Annotated in this window: 28 protein-coding genes and 4 pseudogenes; all 32 read left to right on the top strand. The window is 52.6% G+C overall.

Going from position 1 to position 19,109, the window contains the following annotated elements:
* Positions 1-462: 462 nt before the first annotated feature.
* The 32 genes and pseudogenes from MUN84_RS08085 to rpmJ all read left to right on the top strand — a co-directional run bounded on the left by MUN84_RS08085 (position 463) and on the right by rpmJ (position 19,093).
* Positions 463-810 carry a DUF3467 domain-containing protein gene (locus tag MUN84_RS08085; RefSeq protein ID WP_244697391.1) on the top strand — a complete coding sequence of 116 codons (348 nt, stop codon included), beginning with the start codon at positions 463-465 and terminating at the stop codon, positions 808-810.
* Between the two features lie 234 nt (positions 811-1,044).
* The gene (locus tag MUN84_RS08080; protein WP_244697389.1) at positions 1,045-1,812 is read left to right on the top strand and encodes a hypothetical protein; all 768 of its coding nucleotides are present in this window, start codon (positions 1,045-1,047) and stop codon (positions 1,810-1,812) included.
* Positions 1,813-2,020: 208 nt separating this feature from the next.
* Positions 2,021-2,449 carry a 30S ribosomal protein S12 gene (gene rpsL, locus MUN84_RS08075; RefSeq protein WP_045688446.1) on the top strand — a complete coding sequence of 143 codons (429 nt, stop codon included), beginning with the start codon at positions 2,021-2,023 and terminating at the stop codon, positions 2,447-2,449.
* Between the two features lie 85 nt (positions 2,450-2,534).
* Complete coding sequence (gene rpsG / locus MUN84_RS08070) at positions 2,535-3,002, top strand: 30S ribosomal protein S7 (protein ID WP_110976705.1); 468 nt, start codon at positions 2,535-2,537, stop codon at positions 3,000-3,002.
* Positions 3,003-3,122: 120 nt separating this feature from the next.
* Positions 3,123-5,263: pseudogene (fusA, locus tag MUN84_RS08065) on the top strand (elongation factor G).
* Between the two features lie 21 nt (positions 5,264-5,284).
* Complete coding sequence (rpsJ, locus tag MUN84_RS08060; RefSeq protein ID WP_022822123.1) at positions 5,285-5,590, top strand: 30S ribosomal protein S10; 306 nt, start codon at positions 5,285-5,287, stop codon at positions 5,588-5,590.
* 293 nt (positions 5,591-5,883) lie between these two features.
* Positions 5,884-7,038 (top strand): O-antigen ligase family protein, encoded by a 1,155-nt coding sequence (locus MUN84_RS08055; RefSeq protein ID WP_244697388.1) that lies wholly within the window; start codon positions 5,884-5,886, stop codon positions 7,036-7,038.
* Between the two features lie 294 nt (positions 7,039-7,332).
* Positions 7,333-7,952 (top strand): annotated as a pseudogene (gene rplC, locus MUN84_RS08050) (50S ribosomal protein L3).
* An 8-nt stretch (positions 7,953-7,960) separates the two neighbouring features.
* Positions 7,961-8,599: a 50S ribosomal protein L4 gene (rplD, locus tag MUN84_RS08045; RefSeq protein WP_244697386.1), complete on the top strand. Its 639-nt coding sequence runs from the start codon at positions 7,961-7,963 to the stop codon at positions 8,597-8,599.
* Positions 8,599-8,886, top strand: a complete 288-nt coding sequence (gene rplW, locus MUN84_RS08040) for a 50S ribosomal protein L23 (RefSeq protein WP_188556037.1) — start codon at positions 8,599-8,601, stop codon at positions 8,884-8,886. Before rplD ends, rplW begins: the two co-directional genes overlap by 1 nt.
* A 38-nt stretch (positions 8,887-8,924) precedes the next feature.
* Complete coding sequence (gene rplB / locus MUN84_RS08035) at positions 8,925-9,752, top strand: 50S ribosomal protein L2 (RefSeq protein ID WP_244697384.1); 828 nt, start codon at positions 8,925-8,927, stop codon at positions 9,750-9,752.
* 3 nt (positions 9,753-9,755) lie between these two features.
* On the top strand, positions 9,756-10,034 hold the full coding sequence (rpsS, locus tag MUN84_RS08030; RefSeq protein ID WP_044003251.1) for a 30S ribosomal protein S19: 279 nt from the start codon (positions 9,756-9,758) through the stop codon (positions 10,032-10,034).
* Position 10,035: 1 nt separating this feature from the next.
* A pseudogene (gene rplV, locus MUN84_RS08025) lies at positions 10,036-10,373 on the top strand (50S ribosomal protein L22); the annotation flags it as partial.
* Positions 10,359-10,517 carry a hypothetical protein gene (locus MUN84_RS08020; RefSeq protein WP_244699121.1) on the top strand — a complete coding sequence of 53 codons (159 nt, stop codon included), beginning with the start codon at positions 10,359-10,361 and terminating at the stop codon, positions 10,515-10,517. The pseudogene rplV and the gene MUN84_RS08020, both read left to right, overlap by 15 nt.
* A gap of 5 nt (positions 10,518-10,522) precedes the next feature.
* Complete coding sequence (gene rpsC, locus MUN84_RS08015; RefSeq protein WP_244697383.1) at positions 10,523-11,404, top strand: 30S ribosomal protein S3; 882 nt, start codon at positions 10,523-10,525, stop codon at positions 11,402-11,404.
* A 39-nt stretch (positions 11,405-11,443) separates the two neighbouring features.
* Positions 11,444-11,866, top strand: coding sequence for a 50S ribosomal protein L16 (gene rplP, locus MUN84_RS08010; protein ID WP_045688456.1), 423 nt, complete (start codon positions 11,444-11,446; stop codon positions 11,864-11,866).
* Between the two features lie 3 nt (positions 11,867-11,869).
* Positions 11,870-12,082: a 50S ribosomal protein L29 gene (gene rpmC / locus MUN84_RS08005; RefSeq protein ID WP_244697382.1), complete on the top strand. Its 213-nt coding sequence runs from the start codon at positions 11,870-11,872 to the stop codon at positions 12,080-12,082.
* A gap of 2 nt (positions 12,083-12,084) precedes the next feature.
* The gene (rpsQ, locus tag MUN84_RS08000; protein ID WP_188556042.1) at positions 12,085-12,375 is read left to right on the top strand and encodes a 30S ribosomal protein S17; all 291 of its coding nucleotides are present in this window, start codon (positions 12,085-12,087) and stop codon (positions 12,373-12,375) included.
* 1 nt (position 12,376) lies between these two features.
* Entirely contained in the window at positions 12,377-12,745 is a 369-nt protein-coding gene (rplN, locus tag MUN84_RS07995; RefSeq protein ID WP_045688459.1) for a 50S ribosomal protein L14, read from the top strand.
* Positions 12,746-12,748: 3 nt separating this feature from the next.
* Positions 12,749-13,012: a 50S ribosomal protein L24 gene (gene rplX / locus MUN84_RS07990; RefSeq protein ID WP_244697381.1), complete on the top strand. Its 264-nt coding sequence runs from the start codon at positions 12,749-12,751 to the stop codon at positions 13,010-13,012.
* Positions 13,013-13,026: 14 nt separating this feature from the next.
* Positions 13,027-13,587, top strand: coding sequence for a 50S ribosomal protein L5 (gene rplE / locus MUN84_RS07985; RefSeq protein ID WP_188556043.1), 561 nt, complete (start codon positions 13,027-13,029; stop codon positions 13,585-13,587).
* Complete coding sequence (gene rpsN / locus MUN84_RS07980; RefSeq protein WP_088462455.1) at positions 13,580-13,849, top strand: 30S ribosomal protein S14; 270 nt, start codon at positions 13,580-13,582, stop codon at positions 13,847-13,849. The genes rplE and rpsN overlap by 8 nt, the downstream gene beginning before the upstream one ends.
* A gap of 199 nt (positions 13,850-14,048) precedes the next feature.
* A complete protein-coding gene (rpsH, locus tag MUN84_RS07975; protein ID WP_045688463.1) occupies positions 14,049-14,447 on the top strand; it encodes a 30S ribosomal protein S8 in 399 nt (132 codons plus the stop codon).
* Between the two features lie 20 nt (positions 14,448-14,467).
* Entirely contained in the window at positions 14,468-15,022 is a 555-nt protein-coding gene (rplF, locus tag MUN84_RS07970) for a 50S ribosomal protein L6 (RefSeq protein WP_188556044.1), read from the top strand.
* Between the two features lie 9 nt (positions 15,023-15,031).
* The gene (rplR, locus tag MUN84_RS07965) at positions 15,032-15,382 is read left to right on the top strand and encodes a 50S ribosomal protein L18 (protein WP_188556045.1); all 351 of its coding nucleotides are present in this window, start codon (positions 15,032-15,034) and stop codon (positions 15,380-15,382) included.
* Positions 15,383-15,388: 6 nt separating this feature from the next.
* Entirely contained in the window at positions 15,389-16,000 is a 612-nt protein-coding gene (gene rpsE / locus MUN84_RS07960; protein WP_244697379.1) for a 30S ribosomal protein S5, read from the top strand.
* Positions 16,001-16,006: 6 nt separating this feature from the next.
* Positions 16,007-16,186, top strand: coding sequence for a 50S ribosomal protein L30 (rpmD, locus tag MUN84_RS07955; RefSeq protein WP_188556046.1), 180 nt, complete (start codon positions 16,007-16,009; stop codon positions 16,184-16,186).
* Between the two features lie 13 nt (positions 16,187-16,199).
* Positions 16,200-16,643 carry a 50S ribosomal protein L15 gene (gene rplO, locus MUN84_RS07950; protein ID WP_244697378.1) on the top strand — a complete coding sequence of 148 codons (444 nt, stop codon included), beginning with the start codon at positions 16,200-16,202 and terminating at the stop codon, positions 16,641-16,643.
* A 13-nt stretch (positions 16,644-16,656) separates the two neighbouring features.
* Positions 16,657-17,972 (top strand): annotated as a pseudogene (gene secY / locus MUN84_RS07945) (preprotein translocase subunit SecY).
* Position 17,973: 1 nt separating this feature from the next.
* Positions 17,974-18,744: a type I methionyl aminopeptidase gene (map, locus tag MUN84_RS07940; RefSeq protein WP_244697377.1), complete on the top strand. Its 771-nt coding sequence runs from the start codon at positions 17,974-17,976 to the stop codon at positions 18,742-18,744.
* Positions 18,745-18,748: 4 nt separating this feature from the next.
* The gene (infA, locus tag MUN84_RS07935) at positions 18,749-18,967 is read left to right on the top strand and encodes a translation initiation factor IF-1 (protein ID WP_022822146.1); all 219 of its coding nucleotides are present in this window, start codon (positions 18,749-18,751) and stop codon (positions 18,965-18,967) included.
* A 9-nt stretch (positions 18,968-18,976) separates the two neighbouring features.
* Positions 18,977-19,093: a 50S ribosomal protein L36 gene (gene rpmJ, locus MUN84_RS07930; RefSeq protein WP_044003233.1), complete on the top strand. Its 117-nt coding sequence runs from the start codon at positions 18,977-18,979 to the stop codon at positions 19,091-19,093.
* The last annotated feature ends 16 nt before the right edge of the window (positions 19,094-19,109 follow it).

The raw sequence follows: 19,109 nt of genomic DNA, 5'->3' as shown, positions 1-19,109 counted from the left end.
TTTTTCTTATCTAACTTCACTTAAAGGTGATGCTCGCTATTGAGACTACTATTATGCAGAAGAACCGTTTTTGGGTGGCAATATTTTTTATTCTACAAGCAATAAGCAGGATTATCGTTCTAATTGAAAGTCTAAAGAGTTTTAGAGTATATAGTAAAGTCGAACGTGTAATGAGTCGAGCACGACTATTTGCACGTTTACTGCCTGGGATATGGGCGACTTTATTCGTCTTATGGTTTATTATGATGGGTTTCGGATACAATGCCAACTTTAGACCTAATAGTTTATGGGATGATATATCCAATGTGATAATCCTTCCTATAGTATTCCTTTATGCATGGCCAATGGGTATCTTAATCTTGCTTGGGCTTATTATTGCTGCTTATCTAATTGGCTACGAAACCCTAAAAAAGCTTGTCCAAAAACGGTCGTGACATTGCCCAAAATAAACAGTATGGTAATATGAACCAACCAACGAAACCGGAAGGCGACGCGCCCCAGACCCAAGACCCCAACGCCATCAGCATCGAATTGTCGGAAGAAATTGCCGAGGGCGAATACGCTAACCTTGCCATGATTGCGCACAGCAACAGCGAGTTTGTCATTGACTTTATCCGGCTGATGCCGGGCTTGCCCAAAGCCAAGGTAAAGTCTCGCATCATTCTCACGCCCGAGCACGCTAAACGCCTCGTGGCCGCCCTAACCGAAAACATCGAACGGTTCGAGCAAGCTAATGGCGCGATTAAGGAACAACTCAATGACGGTCCGCTGTACCCAATGGGTTTCGGCGGTAAGGTAGGAGAGGCGTAGACCTGAAGATAATCATACGTCAGCAAAGGCTTTTACCGGGTTGGTAGAAGCCTTTGCTTATTTATGTCCAATTTCAAGCTTACCTGCTCCATCCTGGCTAGGCCGTTATCTTTGCGCTATGAACTCTCTGATTTATCTGGCTTTTGGCTCCGTTGATATTCGAAACGAGGCGCTCTACAGCATCTTGTCTTATTACCAGCAAGAGCCTACCCCCAGCCGGAGACGCAGATTCTGGTGTACACGGATGACGCTACCGCGTTCCGGCAAGTGCTCGGCGACCGGCCGGCTATTCAGTATCCAACCGTAGCGTCCGAGCAGTGGCAGACGTGGCGCGGCGCGGCTAATAAGGTTTACCTACTCAAAATTGGCGTACTGGAACACGCTGCTGCGCATTATCCCGGCAATCTGCTTTTCCTGGACACAGACACTATCTGGCGCCAAAGTCCTATCCCTTTGTTCGCTGCCATAGAGGCCGGACAGTTCTTTATGCACCAGAACGAAGGACGTTTGATTACTGGCAACACGCTAAGCCGTAAAGTGTACCGGCACCTGCGAGGGCACCAGTGGGAGGTAGGCGGCAAGGCGTTCCGAGTAACTCCCGAAACCGAGCTGTTCAACTCCGGCGTTATTGCCTTGCGCAGTGACAAGGCCTACCTCTTGCGGGAGGTGATGACACTGGCCGAGCAGCTCTACGCCACTTACAACAAACACATGATGGAGCAGCTGGCCTTCAGCCTGCGCTTGGCCGCCGAAGGGCCCATTGCCGATGTGCCCGCCTTTTTATGGCACTATTGGAATCTGAAAGAAGCTCGGCCCGCCATTACTCATGTCTTCGCCACGTATGCCGGTCAAGGCTCGGACGAGTTGCTGCGGCGACTACACCAGTTGAACCTACCCGCGCTACATGAGCAAGAGTTGGCCTATCGCAACCTGCCGGGCTGGCAGCGCACCCTGCGCAAGCTCACGGGGCGCCGGTGGCAGCTGCCGGCATTGGAAGTATAGTGGGAAGTAGGAAAGGTAAGGGCCTTGGCCGCAAAGCTCCGGGCTCGGCGCTAGTGGTTACCAAAAGTAGGTTTCAAAGCGAGAGAAAACCCGGCAGTGGTTTCCCTAAAATTAACTCTTTCAACCCGTTTGCTATTTCCGGGCAACTTCTATACCTTTGCAAGCCTAATTTTTGGGAGAGAACCCTCCTTGACAAAACATACCGTAGATGCCTACTATCAACCAGTTAGTACGAAAAGGCCGCGAGAAGCTGACGACCAAGTCGAAGTCGCCGGCCCTTGACTCGTGCCCGCAGCGCCGTGGCGTTTGCACCCGTGTGTACACCACCACGCCTAAGAAGCCGAACTCGGCTATGCGTAAAGTTGCCCGCGTGCGCCTGACCAACGGCAAAGAAGTTAACGCCTACATCCCTGGTGAAGGCCACAACCTGCAGGAGCACAGCATCGTGCTGATCCGTGGTGGTCGCGTGAAAGACCTTCCCGGTGTGCGTTACCACATTATCCGTGGCGCTCTTGACACCGCCGGTGTAAACGGCCGTCTGCAGCGCCGCTCCAAGTACGGCGCCAAGCGTCCGAAGCCCGGCCAGGCTGCCGCAGCAGGCAAAGGTGGCAAACCCGCACCCGGCAAGAAAAAGTAATTGAATACGAGTACGGTAGTGCCCAGTGCCGGATAGCACATGGTTCTTATCCCACTGCTCGCTACCCACGCTCATTTCTACACCCATGAGAAAGTCAAAACCGAAAAAGCGCATCCTCCTGCCCGACCCTAAGTTCAAGGAGACGCTGGTAACCCGTTTCGTCAACTACATGATGTACGACGGGAAGAAAAACCTGGCCTACACCATTTTCTACGATGCCTGCGAACTGGTTGAGCAGCGCACCAAGGAAAGCGGCCTGGAGATGTGGCGCAAAGCCCTCAACAACGTAATGCCGACCGTGGAGGTGAAGAGCCGCCGCGTAGGTGGTGCTACCTTCCAGGTGCCCACCGAGGTTCGTCCGGACCGTCGTATTGCTGTTGGCTCGAAGTGGCTGATTCAATATGCTCGTCGTCGTGGTGAGAAAACCATGAAGGACAAGCTGGCTGGCGAAATCATTGCCGCCGCCAAAGGTGAAGGTGCTGCCGTGAAGAAAAAGGACGACACGCACCGGATGGCAGAAGCCAACAAGGCTTTCTCGCACTTCCGCTTCTAATTAGTTGTTGGGGTCTTAGGGTCTTAGGGTCTTGGTTTTTTGTTCAAGAGTTTGAATAAGCTAGCTGAACGATAACCAAGACCCTAAGACCCTAAGACCCTAAGACCCCAACACAAAAACATGGCTGTTAATAAAGATCTGCAATACCTCCGGAACATCGGGATTATGGCGCACATCGACGCCGGTAAGACCACCACGTCGGAGCGCATTCTCTACTACACCGGTAAAACCCACAAAATCGGGAAGTGCACGAAGGTGCTGCCACGATGGACTGGATGGAGCAGGAGCAGGAGCGTGGTATCACCATCACGTCGGCTGCTACTACTACCTTCTGGAACTACCCCACGGTACAGGGCGACCCGACTCCGGAGACCAAGCAATACAAAATCAACCTGATCGACACTCCCGGTCACGTGGACTTCACCGTAGAGGTGGAACGTTCGCTGCGTGTTCTGGACGGTGCCGTAGCTCTGTTCTGCGCCGTTTCGGGCGTGGAGCCGCAGTCGGAAACCGTTTGGCGTCAGGCTGACAAATACAAAGTGCCCCGCATCTGCTTCGTCAATAAGATGGACCGTGCCGGCGCTGACTTCTTCAAAGCCGTTAATGAGATTAAGGAGAAGCTGGGTGCTACGCCCGTGCCGCTGCAAATCCCAATTGGCGCTGAAGACACCTTCAAAGGTGTAGTTGACCTGCTGACGGGCAAAGCCATTGTGTGGGACGACGAAACCCAGGGCAAAACCTACAAGGAAATCCCGGTTCCCGAAGACCTCGTGGACACGGTAGCCGAGTGGCGTGAGAAGCTCGTGGAAAGCGTAGCTGAGTACGACGATACGTTGATGGAAAAATTCTTCGACGATCCGGACTCCATCACCCGCGAAGAAATGATGGTGGTAATCCGCAAAGCGGTTATCGACATGAAGTTCTCGCCGGTAATGTGCGGCTCAGCCTTCAAAAACAAGGGTGTGCAGTCGATGCTGGATGCCGTTATGGCCTACCTGCCGTCGCCGCTGGATATGCCCGCCGTAGTGGGTACTAACCCCGACACTGGCGAGGAAATCGAGCGTCACCCCGACAACGACGAGCCTTTCACCGCGCTGGCGTTCAAAATTGCTACTGACCCGTTCGTAGGCCGTCTGTGCTTCTTCCGTTGCTACAGCGGTCAGCTCGACGCTGGTTCGTACGTGTTCAACAACCGCACCGGCAAGAAGGAGCGTATCTCGCGCCTGATGCAGATGCACTCCAACAAGCAGAACCCCATCGACAAAATCCAGGCTGGTGACATTGCTGCCGGCGTGGGCTTCAAAGACATCAAGACCGGTGACACGCTGACCGACGAGAAGTCGCGCGTAGTACTGGAGTCGATGTCCTTCCCCGAGCCCGTTATCGGTTACGCTATTGAGCCCAAAACTCAGGCTGACGTAGATAAGATGGGTATGGCTATTGCCAAGCTTGTGGAAGAAGATCCTACCCTGGTGGTGCAGACTGACCCCGAGACGGGCCAGACCGTACTGAAAGGCATGGGTGAGCTTCACCTCGAAATCATCATCGACCGGATGCGTCGGGAGTTCAAGGTTGAAATCAACCAGGGTGCTCCGCAGGTAGCGTACAAAGAAGTGCTGACCAAAACGGTCGAGCACCGCGAAACCTACAAGAAGCAGACGGGTGGTCGTGGTAAATTCGGTGACATCGTATTCGAACTCGGTCCGAAACTAACCGATCCAGAGAAACCCGGCTTGGAGTTCGTGAATGACATCACCGGTGGTGTTATTCCTCGCGAATTCATTGCCCCGGTTCAGAAAGGTTTCGAAGAAGCTATGAAGAACGGTCCGCTGGCAGGCTTCCCCATTGAGGGTATGCGTGTGCGTCTGTTTTTCGGTTCCTACCACGACGTTGACTCGGATGCCCTGTCGTTCGAACTCGCTGCCCGTGGTGGTTTCCGCGAAGCTGGCAAGCAAGCCGGTCCGAAGCTGCTCGAGCCCATCATGGCCGTAGAGGTAGTTTCGCCGGATGAGTACACCGGCTCGGTAACGGGTGACCTGAACCGTCGTCGTGGCATCATGAAGGGCATGGACACAAAAGGTGGTGCCAACGTTATCAAGGCTGACGTTCCGCTGTCGGAGCTGTTTGGCTACGTAACGTCGCTGCGTACCATCTCGTCGGGCCGTGCTTCTGCCTCGCTGACGTTCTCGCACTACGACCAGGTGCCTACTAACCTTGCTGAAGGCATCATTGCCAAGCAAAAGGGTAACGCCATTCGCTAATACCGCTTTCATTCAATAGACATGAACCAGAAGATTCGCATCAAACTCAAATCCTACGACCACAACTTGGTGGACAAATCGTCGGAGAAGATTGTGAAGGCGGTGAAGGCTACGGGCGCTATCGTAAGCGGCCCCATTCCATTGCCGACCGACAAGGAAAAATTCACTGTTCTTCGTTCGCCCCACGTGAACAAGAAGTCGCGTGAGCAATTCCAGCTCTGCACCTACAAGCGCCTCGTAGACATCTACTCGACTTCGTCGAAGACGGTAGACGCCCTGATGAAGCTGGAACTGCCCAGCGGCGTTGACGTTGAAATCAAAGTCTGAGGACTGATTTCCTAGCTGCTTAAACAAAACACCCCACTGGTTTTTGAAGCCAGTGGGGTGTTTTGTTTTTTATCGATGCAACTTGTGCCTACGGTAAAAGCTCCGCTGTATGGCGGAGCTTGCTCTATTTTTGCAAATAGAGCCCCCTGTGTTCAGTATTGTGTTGCATGACTTCTTCCCTGGGATCTGTCCTAACCCTTCACCGGCTACTGATAGCTGCTACCTTCTTTTGCGCTTGCATCATTGTAGGGCTGTTTACGAGTACCTTCTTTCGTATTCTGCCCAGCATTGGGATGGCTGGCATTCTACTGACTGGGCTTCTATGCTATGGCCTGCATAGAACAGAATATAGCCGAAGTAACACCGGCGCATACGGGGCCTTTCTGCTGGTTTATGTGGTTCATCTGGGCTCTGGCTGGCTGACTTCCCCAGACAATATGGGCGACTACCAGCGTGACTTGGTTTTGCAGTTACCCTTCCTGATTCTACCTATTGGTTTTTGGCTGTTACCTCCCTTGCCAGCAAGCTACCTGCGCAAGCTGTGGCTAACTTTCATTGTTGTAACGCTAGTGGCTGCGCTGTTGAGCACTGGTAACTACTTAGCGCATTTTGAGCAGATCAACGAGTTATATCTGCACTCCAAGGTGATGCCCACGGAACCTGACCACATTAGGTTTAGTCTTATCATTACCCTTGCTATTGCAGCCGGGGCAGGATTGATAGTTCATGGAAGCCTAAAGCGTACGGCTCGCGTAGGCCTGATTACTGCTCTAGTAGCCTTAGCGCTGTACCAGCACATGCTAGCCGTGCGTAGCGGACTGATAACCTTTTACTTCCTGGGAGGGGTAGTCTGCTTGTGGTTGATTATTCAACGAAAGAAGTACCGGCAAGCGGCAGCAGTAGCAATAGGTCTTATCCTGCTACCCGTTATCAGCTACATCTGCTTTCCGACCTTCCGGAATAAGTCTACCAATACTAAAGAGGATGTGGGACGGGTTGAGAATACGGCTTCTGCCAACAATTACTCCTTGGTGGGGCGGGTGTATTCCTATAAGGTAGCGCTGAAAGTAATTCAGGATAACTTATGGGTAGGAGTGGGAAAGGCCGATATAGCAGATGAGATGGCAACCCGGTACCAGCAAGAGTTTCCCACGATTCAAGCTGCTTCGTATATCCAGCCCCATAATCAATACTTGTACTCAACAGTTGCTTTTGGGGTGGTTGGGCTACTACTATTCATAATTGGGTTCTATTATGCGGGCTTGTGCATTTGGCCTCGTTATGCCCCACTTCTATTAGCGCAGTATCTTATTGTAACCTTGTCTTTTCTGGTCGAATACACACTGGAAACTCAGATAGGGCTTGCATTCGCCTTATTCTTCTTGTTGCTAGCCTTGGAAGGCAGCAAGCCCATTGCAACCCAGGAAAGCGAATGGAGACCTGCTTAGCTAGCTAATGTTACCAGACTTTAAGTGTTTTTGGATTATACCGCAGCTCAAGCTTTACGCTATAAGTTTATAGTGACGTGTAAAGGCAACTGCCGTTTGATACTCAATGTAGATAGTCCTTTCAAAACTCATTGAAGATCAGGACAACCCAATAGGAGGGAGGCTAACTACGTGGTACTGAAAATATTTCAGAACGGGGTTAGATTATCAGATAACAATTTCCTAGCTTTGCACTCCATTTCCGAAAACGCCACTTGGGCGTTTTCAAGTGTGTCTTTTTTAAAAACCAACAGAATGCCTGGCATCATCGGTAAGAAAATCGGTATGACAAGCCTCTTCACTCCGGACGGGAAGAACATTCCCTGCACGCTCATTGAGGCGGGTCCGTGCGTAGTGACGCAGGTTAAGACCATCGAAACGGACGGCTACACGGCCATCCAGCTCGGCTACGGCGAGAAAAAGGCGAAGAATACCACCAAAGCACTGGCTGGTCACTTCGCGAAAGCCGGAACCACCCCAAGAAAAAACTCGTTGAGTTCCGCACCGACGAGGCTGGCACCTTTGCTGCCGGCGCTACCATCGACGCTACCCTCTTCGAGGAAGGCGAATTCGTTGACGTAGTAGGTACCTCAAAAGGTAAAGGTTTCCAGGGCGTTGTAAAGCGCTACAACTTTGCTGGTGTTGGTGGCCAAACGCACGGCCAGCACAACCGTGGTCGTCACCCCGGTTCTATCGGTGCTTGCTCCTGGCCTTCGCGCGTATTCAAAGGAATGCGCATGGGTGGCCGCATGGGCAACGACCGGGTGAAAGTGCAGAACCTGAAGGTAATGCGCATTGTAGCCGACAAGAACCTCATCGTGGTGAGCGGCTCGGTTCCCGGTGCCAAGAACTCTTTCGTGGTCCTGGAAAAATAACCTAGCAAATGGAACTGTCAGTATATAACATCAAAGGCGAAGACACCGGCCGCAAGGTTACCCTGTCTGACGCCATCTTCGGTCTGGAGCCGAACGAGCACGTGATGTACCTCGACGTGAAGCAGTACTTGGCTAACCAGCGCCAGGGCACGCACAAGTCGAAACAGCGTAACGAAGTGCACGGCACTACCAAGAAGCTGAAGAAGCAAAAAGGCACCGGTGGTGCTCGTGCCGGCTCCATGAAGTCGGGTGTATTCGTGGGTGGTGGCCGTATTTTCGGTCCTGAGCCTCGCGACTACGGCTTCAAGCTGAACAAGAAAACCAAGCGTCTTGCTCGTCTGTCGGCTCTTTCGAGCCTGGCCAAAGATGGCAAGGTAGCCCTGGTAGAGAACATCAGCCTATCGGCTCCAAAGACCAAGGAGTTTCTAAACATCCTGAACGGTCTGAAGCTGAACAACGGCAAGAAGACTCTGCTGGTAACCGGTTCGGTTGATAAAAACGTGGTGCTGTCGGCCCGCAACATCCAGCGCGTGAGCGTAGCTACCCCGGTGGCTCTCAACACCCACGACCTGCTGAACACCGACACGCTGCTGCTGTCGGAGGATGGCCTGACGGCATTGGAACAACTCTATACCACTGCTGAGTAATGAGCATCCTGAAGAAGCCCATCGTGACCGAGAAGGCCACGGCTCTGAACGAAAAAGGCCAGTATGCCTTTGAAGTTACGCGCGAAGCGAACAAGGTTCAGATCAAAAAAGAGATTGAGCAACTGTACGGGGTAACGGTAACGGGCATCAGCACGATCCGCACCATCGGCAAAGTGAAATCGAAGTTCACGAAAGGCGGCGCCGTTTCCGGCCGTCGCGCTCATGGCAAGAAAGCCATCGTGACCGTGAAAGAAGGCGACGTTATCGACTTCTACAGCAGCCTCTAAGTCTGCCTCCTGCCAAGCATTTTCCTTAAACAAGAGTAATGGCACTCAAGAAACTAAGACCAACATCACCGGGTCAGCGCTTCCGCATCGCCCCGGCCTTCGACGAAATTACCGCGTCGACGCCGGAGAAGTCGCTGTTGGCACCCCTCAAAAACTCCGGTGGCCGTAACAACTCGGGCAAAATGTCCAACCGCTACATCGGCGGTGGTCACAAAGCCAAGTACCGTATCATCGACTTCAAGCGTGACAAGGCTGTTGTGCCCGCCACGGTGAAGACGATTGAGTACGACCCCAACCGCACCGCCCGTATTGCTTTGCTGCAGTACGCTGACGGCGAGAAGCGCTACATCATTGCTCCTGCTGGCTTGACCGTAGGTGCTACTGTAGTATCGGGTACGGGTGTAGCTCCGGAAGTAGGCAACGCCCTTCCCCTGCGCGAGATTCCGCTGGGTACTATCGTCCACAACATTGAGCTGATGCCCGGCAACGGTGCTGCTATGGCTCGTTCGGCTGGTACGTACGCTCAGCTGGTTGCCCGCGAAGACAAGTACGCCACCCTGAAATTGCCCTCCGGCGAAATGCGCATGGTACTGGTTACCTGCATGGCTACGGTTGGTACCGTTTCGAATGGTGACCACATGAACGTACGCCTCGGCAAAGCTGGTCGTAACCGTTGGTTGGGTCGTCGTCCGCGCGTTCGTGGTGTCGCTATGAACCCTGTCGATCACCCCATGGGTGGTGGTGAAGGTAAGTCGTCGGGTGGTCACCCACGCAGCCGTAACGGTATCTTCTCGAAAGGCCAGAAGACCCGGAACAAGAACAAGTACTCCGAGCAGCTCATCGTTAACCGCAAAGGCAAGAAGTAAGCAATGGCACGTTCACTAAAAAAAGGGCCGTACATTGACTTCCGGCTCGAGAAGAAAGTAACGGCAATGGATGAGTCCGGCAAAAAGTCGGTGGTGAAGACCTGGTCGCGCCGCTCGATGATTTCGCCTGATTTCGTTGGCCACACCTTCGCCGTTCACAACGGCAATAAGTTCATCCCGGTATATGTGACGGAGAACATGGTAGGACACAAACTCGGTGAGTTTGCTCCGACCCGTAACTTCCGCGGCCACATTGCCAAGAAAGATAAAGGCAAGCGCTAAGATGGAAGCAGTAGCTAAACTCCGTAATGTGCCCACCTCGCCGCGCAAAATGCGCTTGGTGGCCAACCTGGTGCGCGGTCAGAAAGTAACCCGTGCCCTCGGCCTGCTGAAATTCGAGGCTAACTCCGGTGCTGCCCGCGTTGAAAAACTGCTCCTGTCGGCTCTGGCCAACTGGCAGCAGAAGAACGAGGACGAGCGCATTGAAGATGCTAATCTCTATATCAAGGAGATTTTCGTGGACGAAGGACGTCAGCTGAAGCGCCTGCGCCCTGCCCCCAGGGCCGTGGCCACCGCATCCGCAAGCGTAGCAACCACGTGACGCTGGTGATTGATTCGAAAGTAGAACCGCTGGGTAGCAAAGCTGCCGCCAAGCAGGCTGCTGAAACGAAAAGCACCGATGCTAACGTTGAAGCCAAACCTAAGACTACCCGTCGTAGCTCGGCTAAGAAATCCACCGAAACCACGGCTCAGGCCACCGCATAAGCACTATGGGACAGAAAGTAAATCCGGTTGGCTTCCGTCTGGGCGTCATCAAAGGATGGGACTCGAACTGGTACGGTGGCAAGGACTTTGCCGACAAGCTGGTTGAGGACGAAAAAATCCGCAAATACATCAACGCTCGTATCCCGAAAGGTGGCATCAGCCGCATCGTAATCGAGCGCACGCTGAAGCGCGTAACTATTACCATCAACACGGCCCGTCCGGGTGTAGTAATTGGTAAAGGTGGCGCTGAGGTTGATAAGATCAAGGACGAACTGAAGCAGATTACTGGCAAAGACGTTCAGATCAACATCTTCGAGATTAAGCGTCCGGAACTCGACGCTAAGCTGGTGGGTGAGAGCATTGCTCAGCAGCTCCAGGCTCGTATCTCGTTCCGTCGCGCTATGAAAATGGCAATTCAGGCTGCTCTGCGCGTTGGTGCCGAAGGCATCAAGATTCAGTGCGGTGGCCGTCTGGGCGGCGCTGAAATTGCTCGCTCCGAGCAGTACAAAGAAGGCCGTACCCCGCTGCACACCCTGCGCGCTGACATTGACTATGCTTTGTCTGAAGCTCAGACGGTGTATGGCAAAATCGGCATCAAAGTATGGGTAATGCGTGGTGAAGTGTTCGGCAAGCCCGACCTCTCTCCAAACCAGCAGCCCGCTGGTGGTCAGGGTGGCGAGAGCCGTGGCAACGACCGTGGCCCACGCGGTGAGCGTGGCGACCGTGGCGGTGACCGTGGCCCGCGTCGTGACCGGAATGACCGTGGTGGCGAAGGCCGTGGCGGTGACAACCGGGGTGGCGGTCAGGGTGCTGGTGGCCAGCGTCGTGGTGGTGGCCCAGGTGGTCAGAACCGCGGTGGCCAGGGCGGTGGTGCTCCCCGTCGCTAGCCTTTTTCTTTTCTCTCGAATTTCAATTCTAGATAACTCATGTTACAACCGAAAAGGACCAAGTATCGCAAGATGCAAAAGGGTCGCGTGCATGGCTTAGCCCACCGCGGCAGCTCCATTGACTTCGGTTCGTTCGCTATCAAGTCGCTGGAACAGGCATGGATTACGGCTCGCCAGATTGAGGCTGCTCGTATCGCCATGACCCGCGCCATGAAACGCGAAGGTCAAGTATGGATCCGCATTTTCCCGGATAAGCCAATCACCAAGAAGCCCGCTGAGGTTCGGATGGGTAAGGGTAAAGGTTCACCCGAATATTGGGTAGCCGTAGTGAAGCCCGGTACCATTCTGTTCGAATCCGACGGCGTTTCGCTGGAAGTAGCGCAGGAGTCGCTGCGTCTGGCGGCTCAGAAGCTGCCAGTACGTACCTCGTTTGTTGTTCGTCGCGACTATCAAGAAGCTTAAAAGATGAAGAACGCCGATATCCGCGCCCTCTCTATTGAGGACCTCAAAAACCAAATCAAGACGGAGCAGACCAACGGTCAGAACATGCGTTTCGCGCATGCCATCTCGCCTCTGGAAAACCCGATTCGTCTGAAGCAAGCCCGCAAAAATGTCGCCCGTCTGCTGACCGAGTTGAAGCGTCGCGAGAACGAGCAGGCTACTAACTCTGCTAACTAACGATGGCAAGCAACGAAGAACAGCAGGCAACGGCCGCCACGGAGCGGAACCTGCGCAAAGAAATCATCGGGCGCGTTACCTCCTCCAAAATGGACAAGTCCATTACGGTGATGGTAGAAAGCAAAATGAAGCACCCAATCTACGGTAAGTTCGTTACCAAGTCGACCAAGTTTATGGCTCACGACGAAAATAACGAATGCGGCGAAGGTGATACGGTTCGTATCATGTCGACCCGTCCGTTGAGCAAGAACAAACGCTGGAGACTGGTAGAAATCGTAGAACGCGCCAAGTAAGATGATACAGCAAGAATCCCGTCTGACCGTCGCTGATAACAGCGGCGCCAAAGAAGTTCTCTGCATTCGTGTCCTCGGTGGCACGGGCAAGAAATACGCCAGTGTAGGCGACAAGATTGTAGTGGCAATTAAGTCGGCTATTCCTTCCGGCAACGCCAAGAAAGGTGCTGTTTCGAAGGCAGTAGTAGTTCGCACGAAGAAGGAAATCCGTCGTAAGGACGGTTCGTATATCCGCTTCGATGACAACGCCGCTGTACTGCTCAACAATAACGACGAGCCCCGCGGTACTCGCATCTTCGGCCCCGTGGCCCGCGAACTGCGCGAAAAGCAGTTCATGAAGATTGTTTCGCTAGCTCCTGAAGTTCTCTAAGCAATGGCAACGAAAACGAAAGAAACGCCCGCGAAACTGCACGTGAAAACTGGTGACACCGTTCTGGTGATTTCCGGCGACGAGAAAGGCAAAACCGGTGTAATTAAATCGGTGAACCGTTCGACGCAGCGTGTTATCGTGGAAGGCCTGAACTTGGCAACCAAGCACAACAAACCTAGTGCGAAGAACCCCCAGGGCGGCATCACCAAGATCGAGGCACCGATTCACGTGAGCAACGTGAAGCGCGTTGAATCGACCAACGCCTAATCTGCTCTACGACCATGGCTCGACTGAAAGATAAATATCAAAAAGAAGTAGTACCGGCGCTCCAGGAGAAATTCCAGTTCAAGAGCATCATGCAGGTACCGCGCATTACCAAGATCTGCATCAACCGTGGCATTGGTTCAGCAGTAGCTGACAAGAAGCTGGTGGATAACGGTGTAGATGAGCTGACGACCATCACTGGTCAGAAAGCCGTTGCTACCATTGCTAAGCGTTCTGTATCGAACTTCAAGCTACGCGAAGGTATGCCTATTGGCGCCCGTGTTACCCTGCGTGGCAACCAGATGTACGAATTCCTGGATCGTCTGCTGACCGTGGCTCTGCCCCGCGTTCGTGACTTCAAAGGCATCAACGACAAAGGCTTCGATGGCCGTGGTAACTATACCCTGGGCATCAAGGAGCAGATTATCTTCCCCGAAATTTCGATTGACAAAATCAAATCGATTTCCGGTATGGATATTACCTTCGTAACGACGGCTGAAAACGACGAGCAGAGCTACGAGCTGTTGCGCGCCTTCGGAATGCCGTTCGCTAACGCCAAGAAACAGAACAATGGCTAAGGAATCAATGAAAGCACGGGAGCGGAAGCGTATTGCTACCGTGGCCCGTTACGCCGAGAAGCGCAAGGCTCTAAAAGAGGCTGGCGACTACGAAGGTTTGGACAAGCTGCCCCGCAATGCCTCGCCCGTGCGTCTGCACAACCGCGACAAAATTGATGGCCGTCCCCGTGGTTATATGCGTAAGTTCGGCATCAGCCGCGTACGTTTCCGCGAAATGGCCCTCGCCGGCAAAATTCCCGGCGTGACTAAGTCCAGCTGGTAGTACCGCTGTTCCCACCGCCAAACCAGAGCTTTCTGTAAGGCATTATTATTTGGCAGGTTGCCGAAAGAAACCATTGGCCGAGCCTCAATAAGCCGAGCCGAGTAGTCTTAACCGAAAATTTCGTCGCCTCTTTCCGTGGCGGCGAAATTTTCATATCTTTGCGGCTCCCTAAAAATGGGCGCTTCATTTTCATAATCGAATGAACACAGATCCAATTGCCGACTACCTGACCCGGGTGCGCAATGCCATCAAGGCAAACCACCGGGTAGTAGAAATCCCGGCCAGCAACATCAAAAAGGAGATAACGAAAGTGCTCTACAAAAAGGGCTACATTCAGAGCTACCGTTTTGATGATGCCGCAGTACAAGGCACGATCAAAATCGCGCTGAAGTACAATCCGGCTACCAAAAAGCCCGCCATCACGAAGTTGGAGCGCATCAGCACACCGGGTCTGCGTCAGTACGCCCATGTGGAGAACCTGCCCCGTGTATTGAGCGGTTTGGGTATTGCGATTCTGTCGACGTCGAAGGGCGTAATGACGGAGAAAGAGGCGAAAGCCGAGAACGTGGGCGGCGAAGTGCTGTGCTACGTCTACTAATCTGAAAGGAAAACGAGACTATGTCACGCATTGGTAAACTGCCCATCAGCCTGCCCGCCAACGTGCAGGTTGAAGTGAGCAACGAAAACACGGTAACCGTGAAGGGCCCTAAGGGTACCCTGACTGTTCCGGTTGACCGCGACATTACCGTAGCTACCGAAGATGGTCAGCTGGTAGTGACCCGCCCCACTGAACAGAAGCGTCACAAGGCCATGCACGGCCTCTACCGCTCTTTGCTGAATAACGCTGTTAACGGTGTTAGCAACGGTTTAGAAGAGAAGTTGGAGCTAGTAGGTGTAGGTTACAAAGCCGCTATGGCTGGTACTACCCTCGAACTGTCGCTGGGTTACTCGCACAATATCTTCCTGGCTCTGCCCAAGGAGGTAACAGCTACGGCTGTAACTGAGAAGGGTAAGAACCCTATCGTTACGCTGACCAGCATTGACAAGCAACTGCTGGGCCAAGTAGCCGCTAAGATTCGCTCGTTGCGCAAAGTTGAGCCCTACAAAGGCAAAGGCGTGCGCTTCGTGGGTGAGCAGATTCGTCGTAAGGCTGGTAAAACAGCTTCGAAATAACATCACACCATGGCTTTCGATAAAGCAACTAGAAGAAAACGGATCCAGCGCATCATCCGCACTAAAGTGTCTGGCACGTCCGAGCGTCCGCGTTTGTCGGTATTTCGTAGCAATACGGGCATTTATGCTCAGATTATTGACGATACAACTGGTCACACGCTGGCGTCTGCTTCCTCGAAGCACGTATCGGTGGAAGGGGGCAACGGAGTCGCCCTCGCTGCCGCAGTCGGCAAAGAACTTGCTGCCCGTGCTACAGGAAAAGGAATTTCGAAAGTGGTATTTGACCGTTCCGGTTACCTCTACCACGGCCGCGTAAAATCATTGGCAGAAGGAGCCCGCGAAGGCGGCCTCAATTTCTAAATCATCATGGCAGAATTTAACAACGGCCCTCGTGGTGGTAGCGGCGATAACCGCGGCGGTGGCAATGACCGTCGTGGTGGTGGCAATGACCGTCGCGGCAATGATCGTAACAACGAACAGCAGTCCCGCACCGGCGACTCTGATCTGAAAGAGAAAGTGGTTGCTATCAACCGCGTAGCCAAAGTAGTGAAAGGCGGTCGTCGCTTTAGCTTCTCAGCCATCGTGGTAGTAGGCGACGGCAATGGCACCGTAGGCTATGGCTTAGGTAAAGCCAACGAAGTAACTGACGCCATTGCCAAAGGCATTGACGACGCGAAGAAAAACCTGGTGAAGGTTCCGCTGTATAAGCACACGGTTCCTCACGTAATGGAAGGTAAGTACTCGGGTGGTTTCGTGCTGGTACAGCCAGCTGCTGCTGGTACGGGTGTAATTGCAGGCGGTGCTATGCGCGCCGTGTTCGAAAGCGCCGGTATCAAAGACGTACTCGCTAAGTCGAAAGGTTCGTCTAACCCCCACAACGTGGTAAAGGCTACTTTTGACGCCCTGTTGAAAATGCGTGACCCCATGCAGATTGCTCAGCAGCGTGGCATTACTCTCTCCCAAGTTTTTAACGGCTAAGAGCAGATGGCACAGATCCAAATCAAACTTGTAAAGAGCGTTATTGACCGCCCCGAGCGTCAAAAGCGCACTGTAAAGGCCCTGGGCCTTGGCAAGATCGGCAGCACCAAGGCAGTAGAAAATACGCCCCAGGTAGCTGGCATGATTCACGCCGTACAGCACCTGTTGGAAGTAACCGAACTCTAGGAATCTCCCGAAAATGAATCTCAGCAATCTCCAACCCGCCGCTGGCTCCACACGCAATGTAAAGCGTATCGGTCGTGGTACGGGTTCCGGCCGTGGCGGCACCTCGACGCGCGGTCACAAAGGTGCCAAGTCCCGTTCGGGTTACTCTAAAAAATCGGGCTTTGAAGGCGGTCAAATGCCTTTGCAGCGCCGGGTACCGAAGTTCGGTTTCAAGAACATCAACCGTGTTGAGTACAAAGCCGTCAACCTTGACGTGCTGGCTGCCCTCACTGAGAATGGCATTACTACTTTGGATGCTGCTTTCTTTGTGAATGCTGGTTTGGCTTCGAAAAACGCCAAGATCAAAGTTCTGGGCCGTGGTGAAATCACCCAGGCTTTGGAAGTCCATGCTCATGCTTTCTCTAAGTCGGCTGTTGAAGCCATTGAGAAGGCTGGTGGCAAAGCTGTAACGCTGTAGCGTTTAAGAAGCAATGAAAAAACTTATCGAGTCGATAAAGGAAGTTTTTAAAATTGAAGATCTGCGCACGCGGATCTTCAATACGCTTTTTTTCATTGCCATCTACCGGCTGGGTTCTTATGTGGTGCTACCCGGCGTCGATCCGACTCGGCTTACCCAAGGAGGCGCTACCGGAGTATTGGGTATTTTAGATACCCTGCTCGGGGCGCCTTCAGCCATGCGTCAATTTTCGCGCTGGGCATTATGCCCTATATTTCGGCGTCAATTGTACTGCAATTGCTAACTATTGCCGTGCCTTACTTCCAGAAACTACAGAAGGAAGGCGAGTCCGGACGTAAGAAGATCAACCAGTACACGCGCATTCTTACTATCCCTATTGTAGCCCTACAGTCAGTTGGCTTTATTGCTACGATCAATGCAGAGGCCATCGTAAATCCCGGTGTCTTCTTTACCGTCTCTACAGCCATGATTGTGACAGCAGGTACGCTGTTTTGCATGTGGCTTGGTGAGAAAATTACCGATAAGGGAATAGGCAACGGTATTTCCATGATCATTATGATCGGGATTGTATCGCGGCTTCCAGGCGCTCTGATCGGTGAAGCTACGGCTCGCACCATGCGGGGTTCACTAGTTTTCCTGATCGAGCTAGTAGTGCTGTTCCTAGTCGTTATGGCGGTTATCATCCTCACGCAGGCTGTACGCCAAATACCAGTTCAGTATGCCAAACAGGTAGGCGGTGCGGCTACACTTAGCTCACAACGCCAGTATATTCCGATGAAGGTAAATGCAGCCGGAGTAATGCCAATCATCTTTGCTCAGTCGCTGATGTTTGTGCCTGCTATTGCTGCTTCTGCTTGGAATAAGAACAGTGATACGGCTACCCTCATTGGTACTTGGTTTCAGCCGAATCACTGGGTATACAACGTAGTATTCGGCTTGCTCATCATCATCTTCACGTATTTCTACACTGCTATCAGCGTTAACCCCAATCAAATTGCGGATGATCTGAAGCGCAGTGGCGGTTTCATTCCGGGGGTTAAGCCTGGTCGTGATACTTCAGAGTACATTGATGAGGTGCTAACTCGAATTACCTTGCCTGGTGCAGTGGCGCTAGCGGTTATTGCTATTCTGCCTTCGTTGGCTACTGTAGCAGGCGTAACGCGTCCTTTTGCTCAGTTCTATGGTGGTACCTCACTCATCATTATGGTAGGTGTAGTGCTGGATACTATGAACCAAGTGAAAAGTTATCTGCTCATGCGTCATTATGACGGCATGATGAAAACCGGTAAGGTTCGGGGCCGCTCGCAAAATATTGCCCTCGCTTCGTAAGATGATCTTTTACAAGACTGAGGAAGAAATTGAGTTCATGCGAGCTAGTGCGAAAGTGCTGGCTCAGGCCCACGGAGAAGTGGCCAGTATGATCCAGGAAGGAATTACAACACGTCAGCTGGATCAGCGCGCGGAGGAATTCATTCGGGACCATGGCGGACATCCTTCCTTCAAAGGGTATAATGGATTTGAGTACAGCCTTTGTATCTCGCCTAACTCGGTAGTAGTGCATGGTTTTCCAGGCGACTACATGCTGAAAAGCGGGGATGTCGTGTCGATTGACTGCGGAGTCTTGCTTAACGGGTACCACGCGGATAGTGCATATACTTACCCAATCGGGGAGGTAGCGCCGGAAGTAACTAAGCTGTTGGAGGAAACCAAAAAGTCATTGTATCTCGGTATCGAGCAAGCAGTGGCTGGTAACCGAATGGGTGACGTCAGCTACGCAATTCAGAGCCACGTTGAGAAACAGGGCTATGGCGTTGTACGAGAACTAGTCGGTCATGGCATTGGCAAGAAGCTACACGAGCGGCCTGATGTTCCGAACTATGGTAAGCGTGGATCAGGACTGAAGCTGCAAACGGGCTTGGTTATGGCCATTGAACCAATGGTGAATTTAGGTACGAAGAGCATAATTCAGGAGAAGGATGGCTGGACTATCCGGACCAAGGATTTGAAACCATCGGCCCATTTTGAGCATACCGTGGTTGTTCGTAAAGACAAGGCGGAAATACTTACCTCCTTCGAATACATAGAAAAAGCCTTACAGTAGCCTTATGGCAAAACAAACTTCCATTGAGCAGGACGGTGTTATCCTGGAAGCCCTATCCAATGCCATGTTCCGTGTGGAGCTGGAGAACGGTCACCAGTTGATTGCCCATATTTCGGGCAAGATGCGGATGCACTACATCAAGATTCTGCCGGGAGATAAGGTAAAGTTGGAAATGTCGCCCTACGATTTATCGAAGGGACGAATTGTGTACCGTTACAAATAACCCGACGACATGAAAGTCAAAACTTCGGTTAAAAAGCGTAGCGTTGATTGCAAAATCATCCGCCGCAAAGGCAAGCTCTACGTGATCAACAAAAAGAACCCACGCTATAAGCAGCGTCAGGGCTAGTAGCACCAGACTTTTT

The organism is Hymenobacter sp. 5516J-16 (genome assembly GCF_022919335.1).
Classification (GTDB): domain Bacteria; phylum Bacteroidota; class Bacteroidia; order Cytophagales; family Hymenobacteraceae; genus Hymenobacter; species Hymenobacter sublimis.
This window is presented reverse-complemented; position numbering and strand designations above follow the sequence as displayed.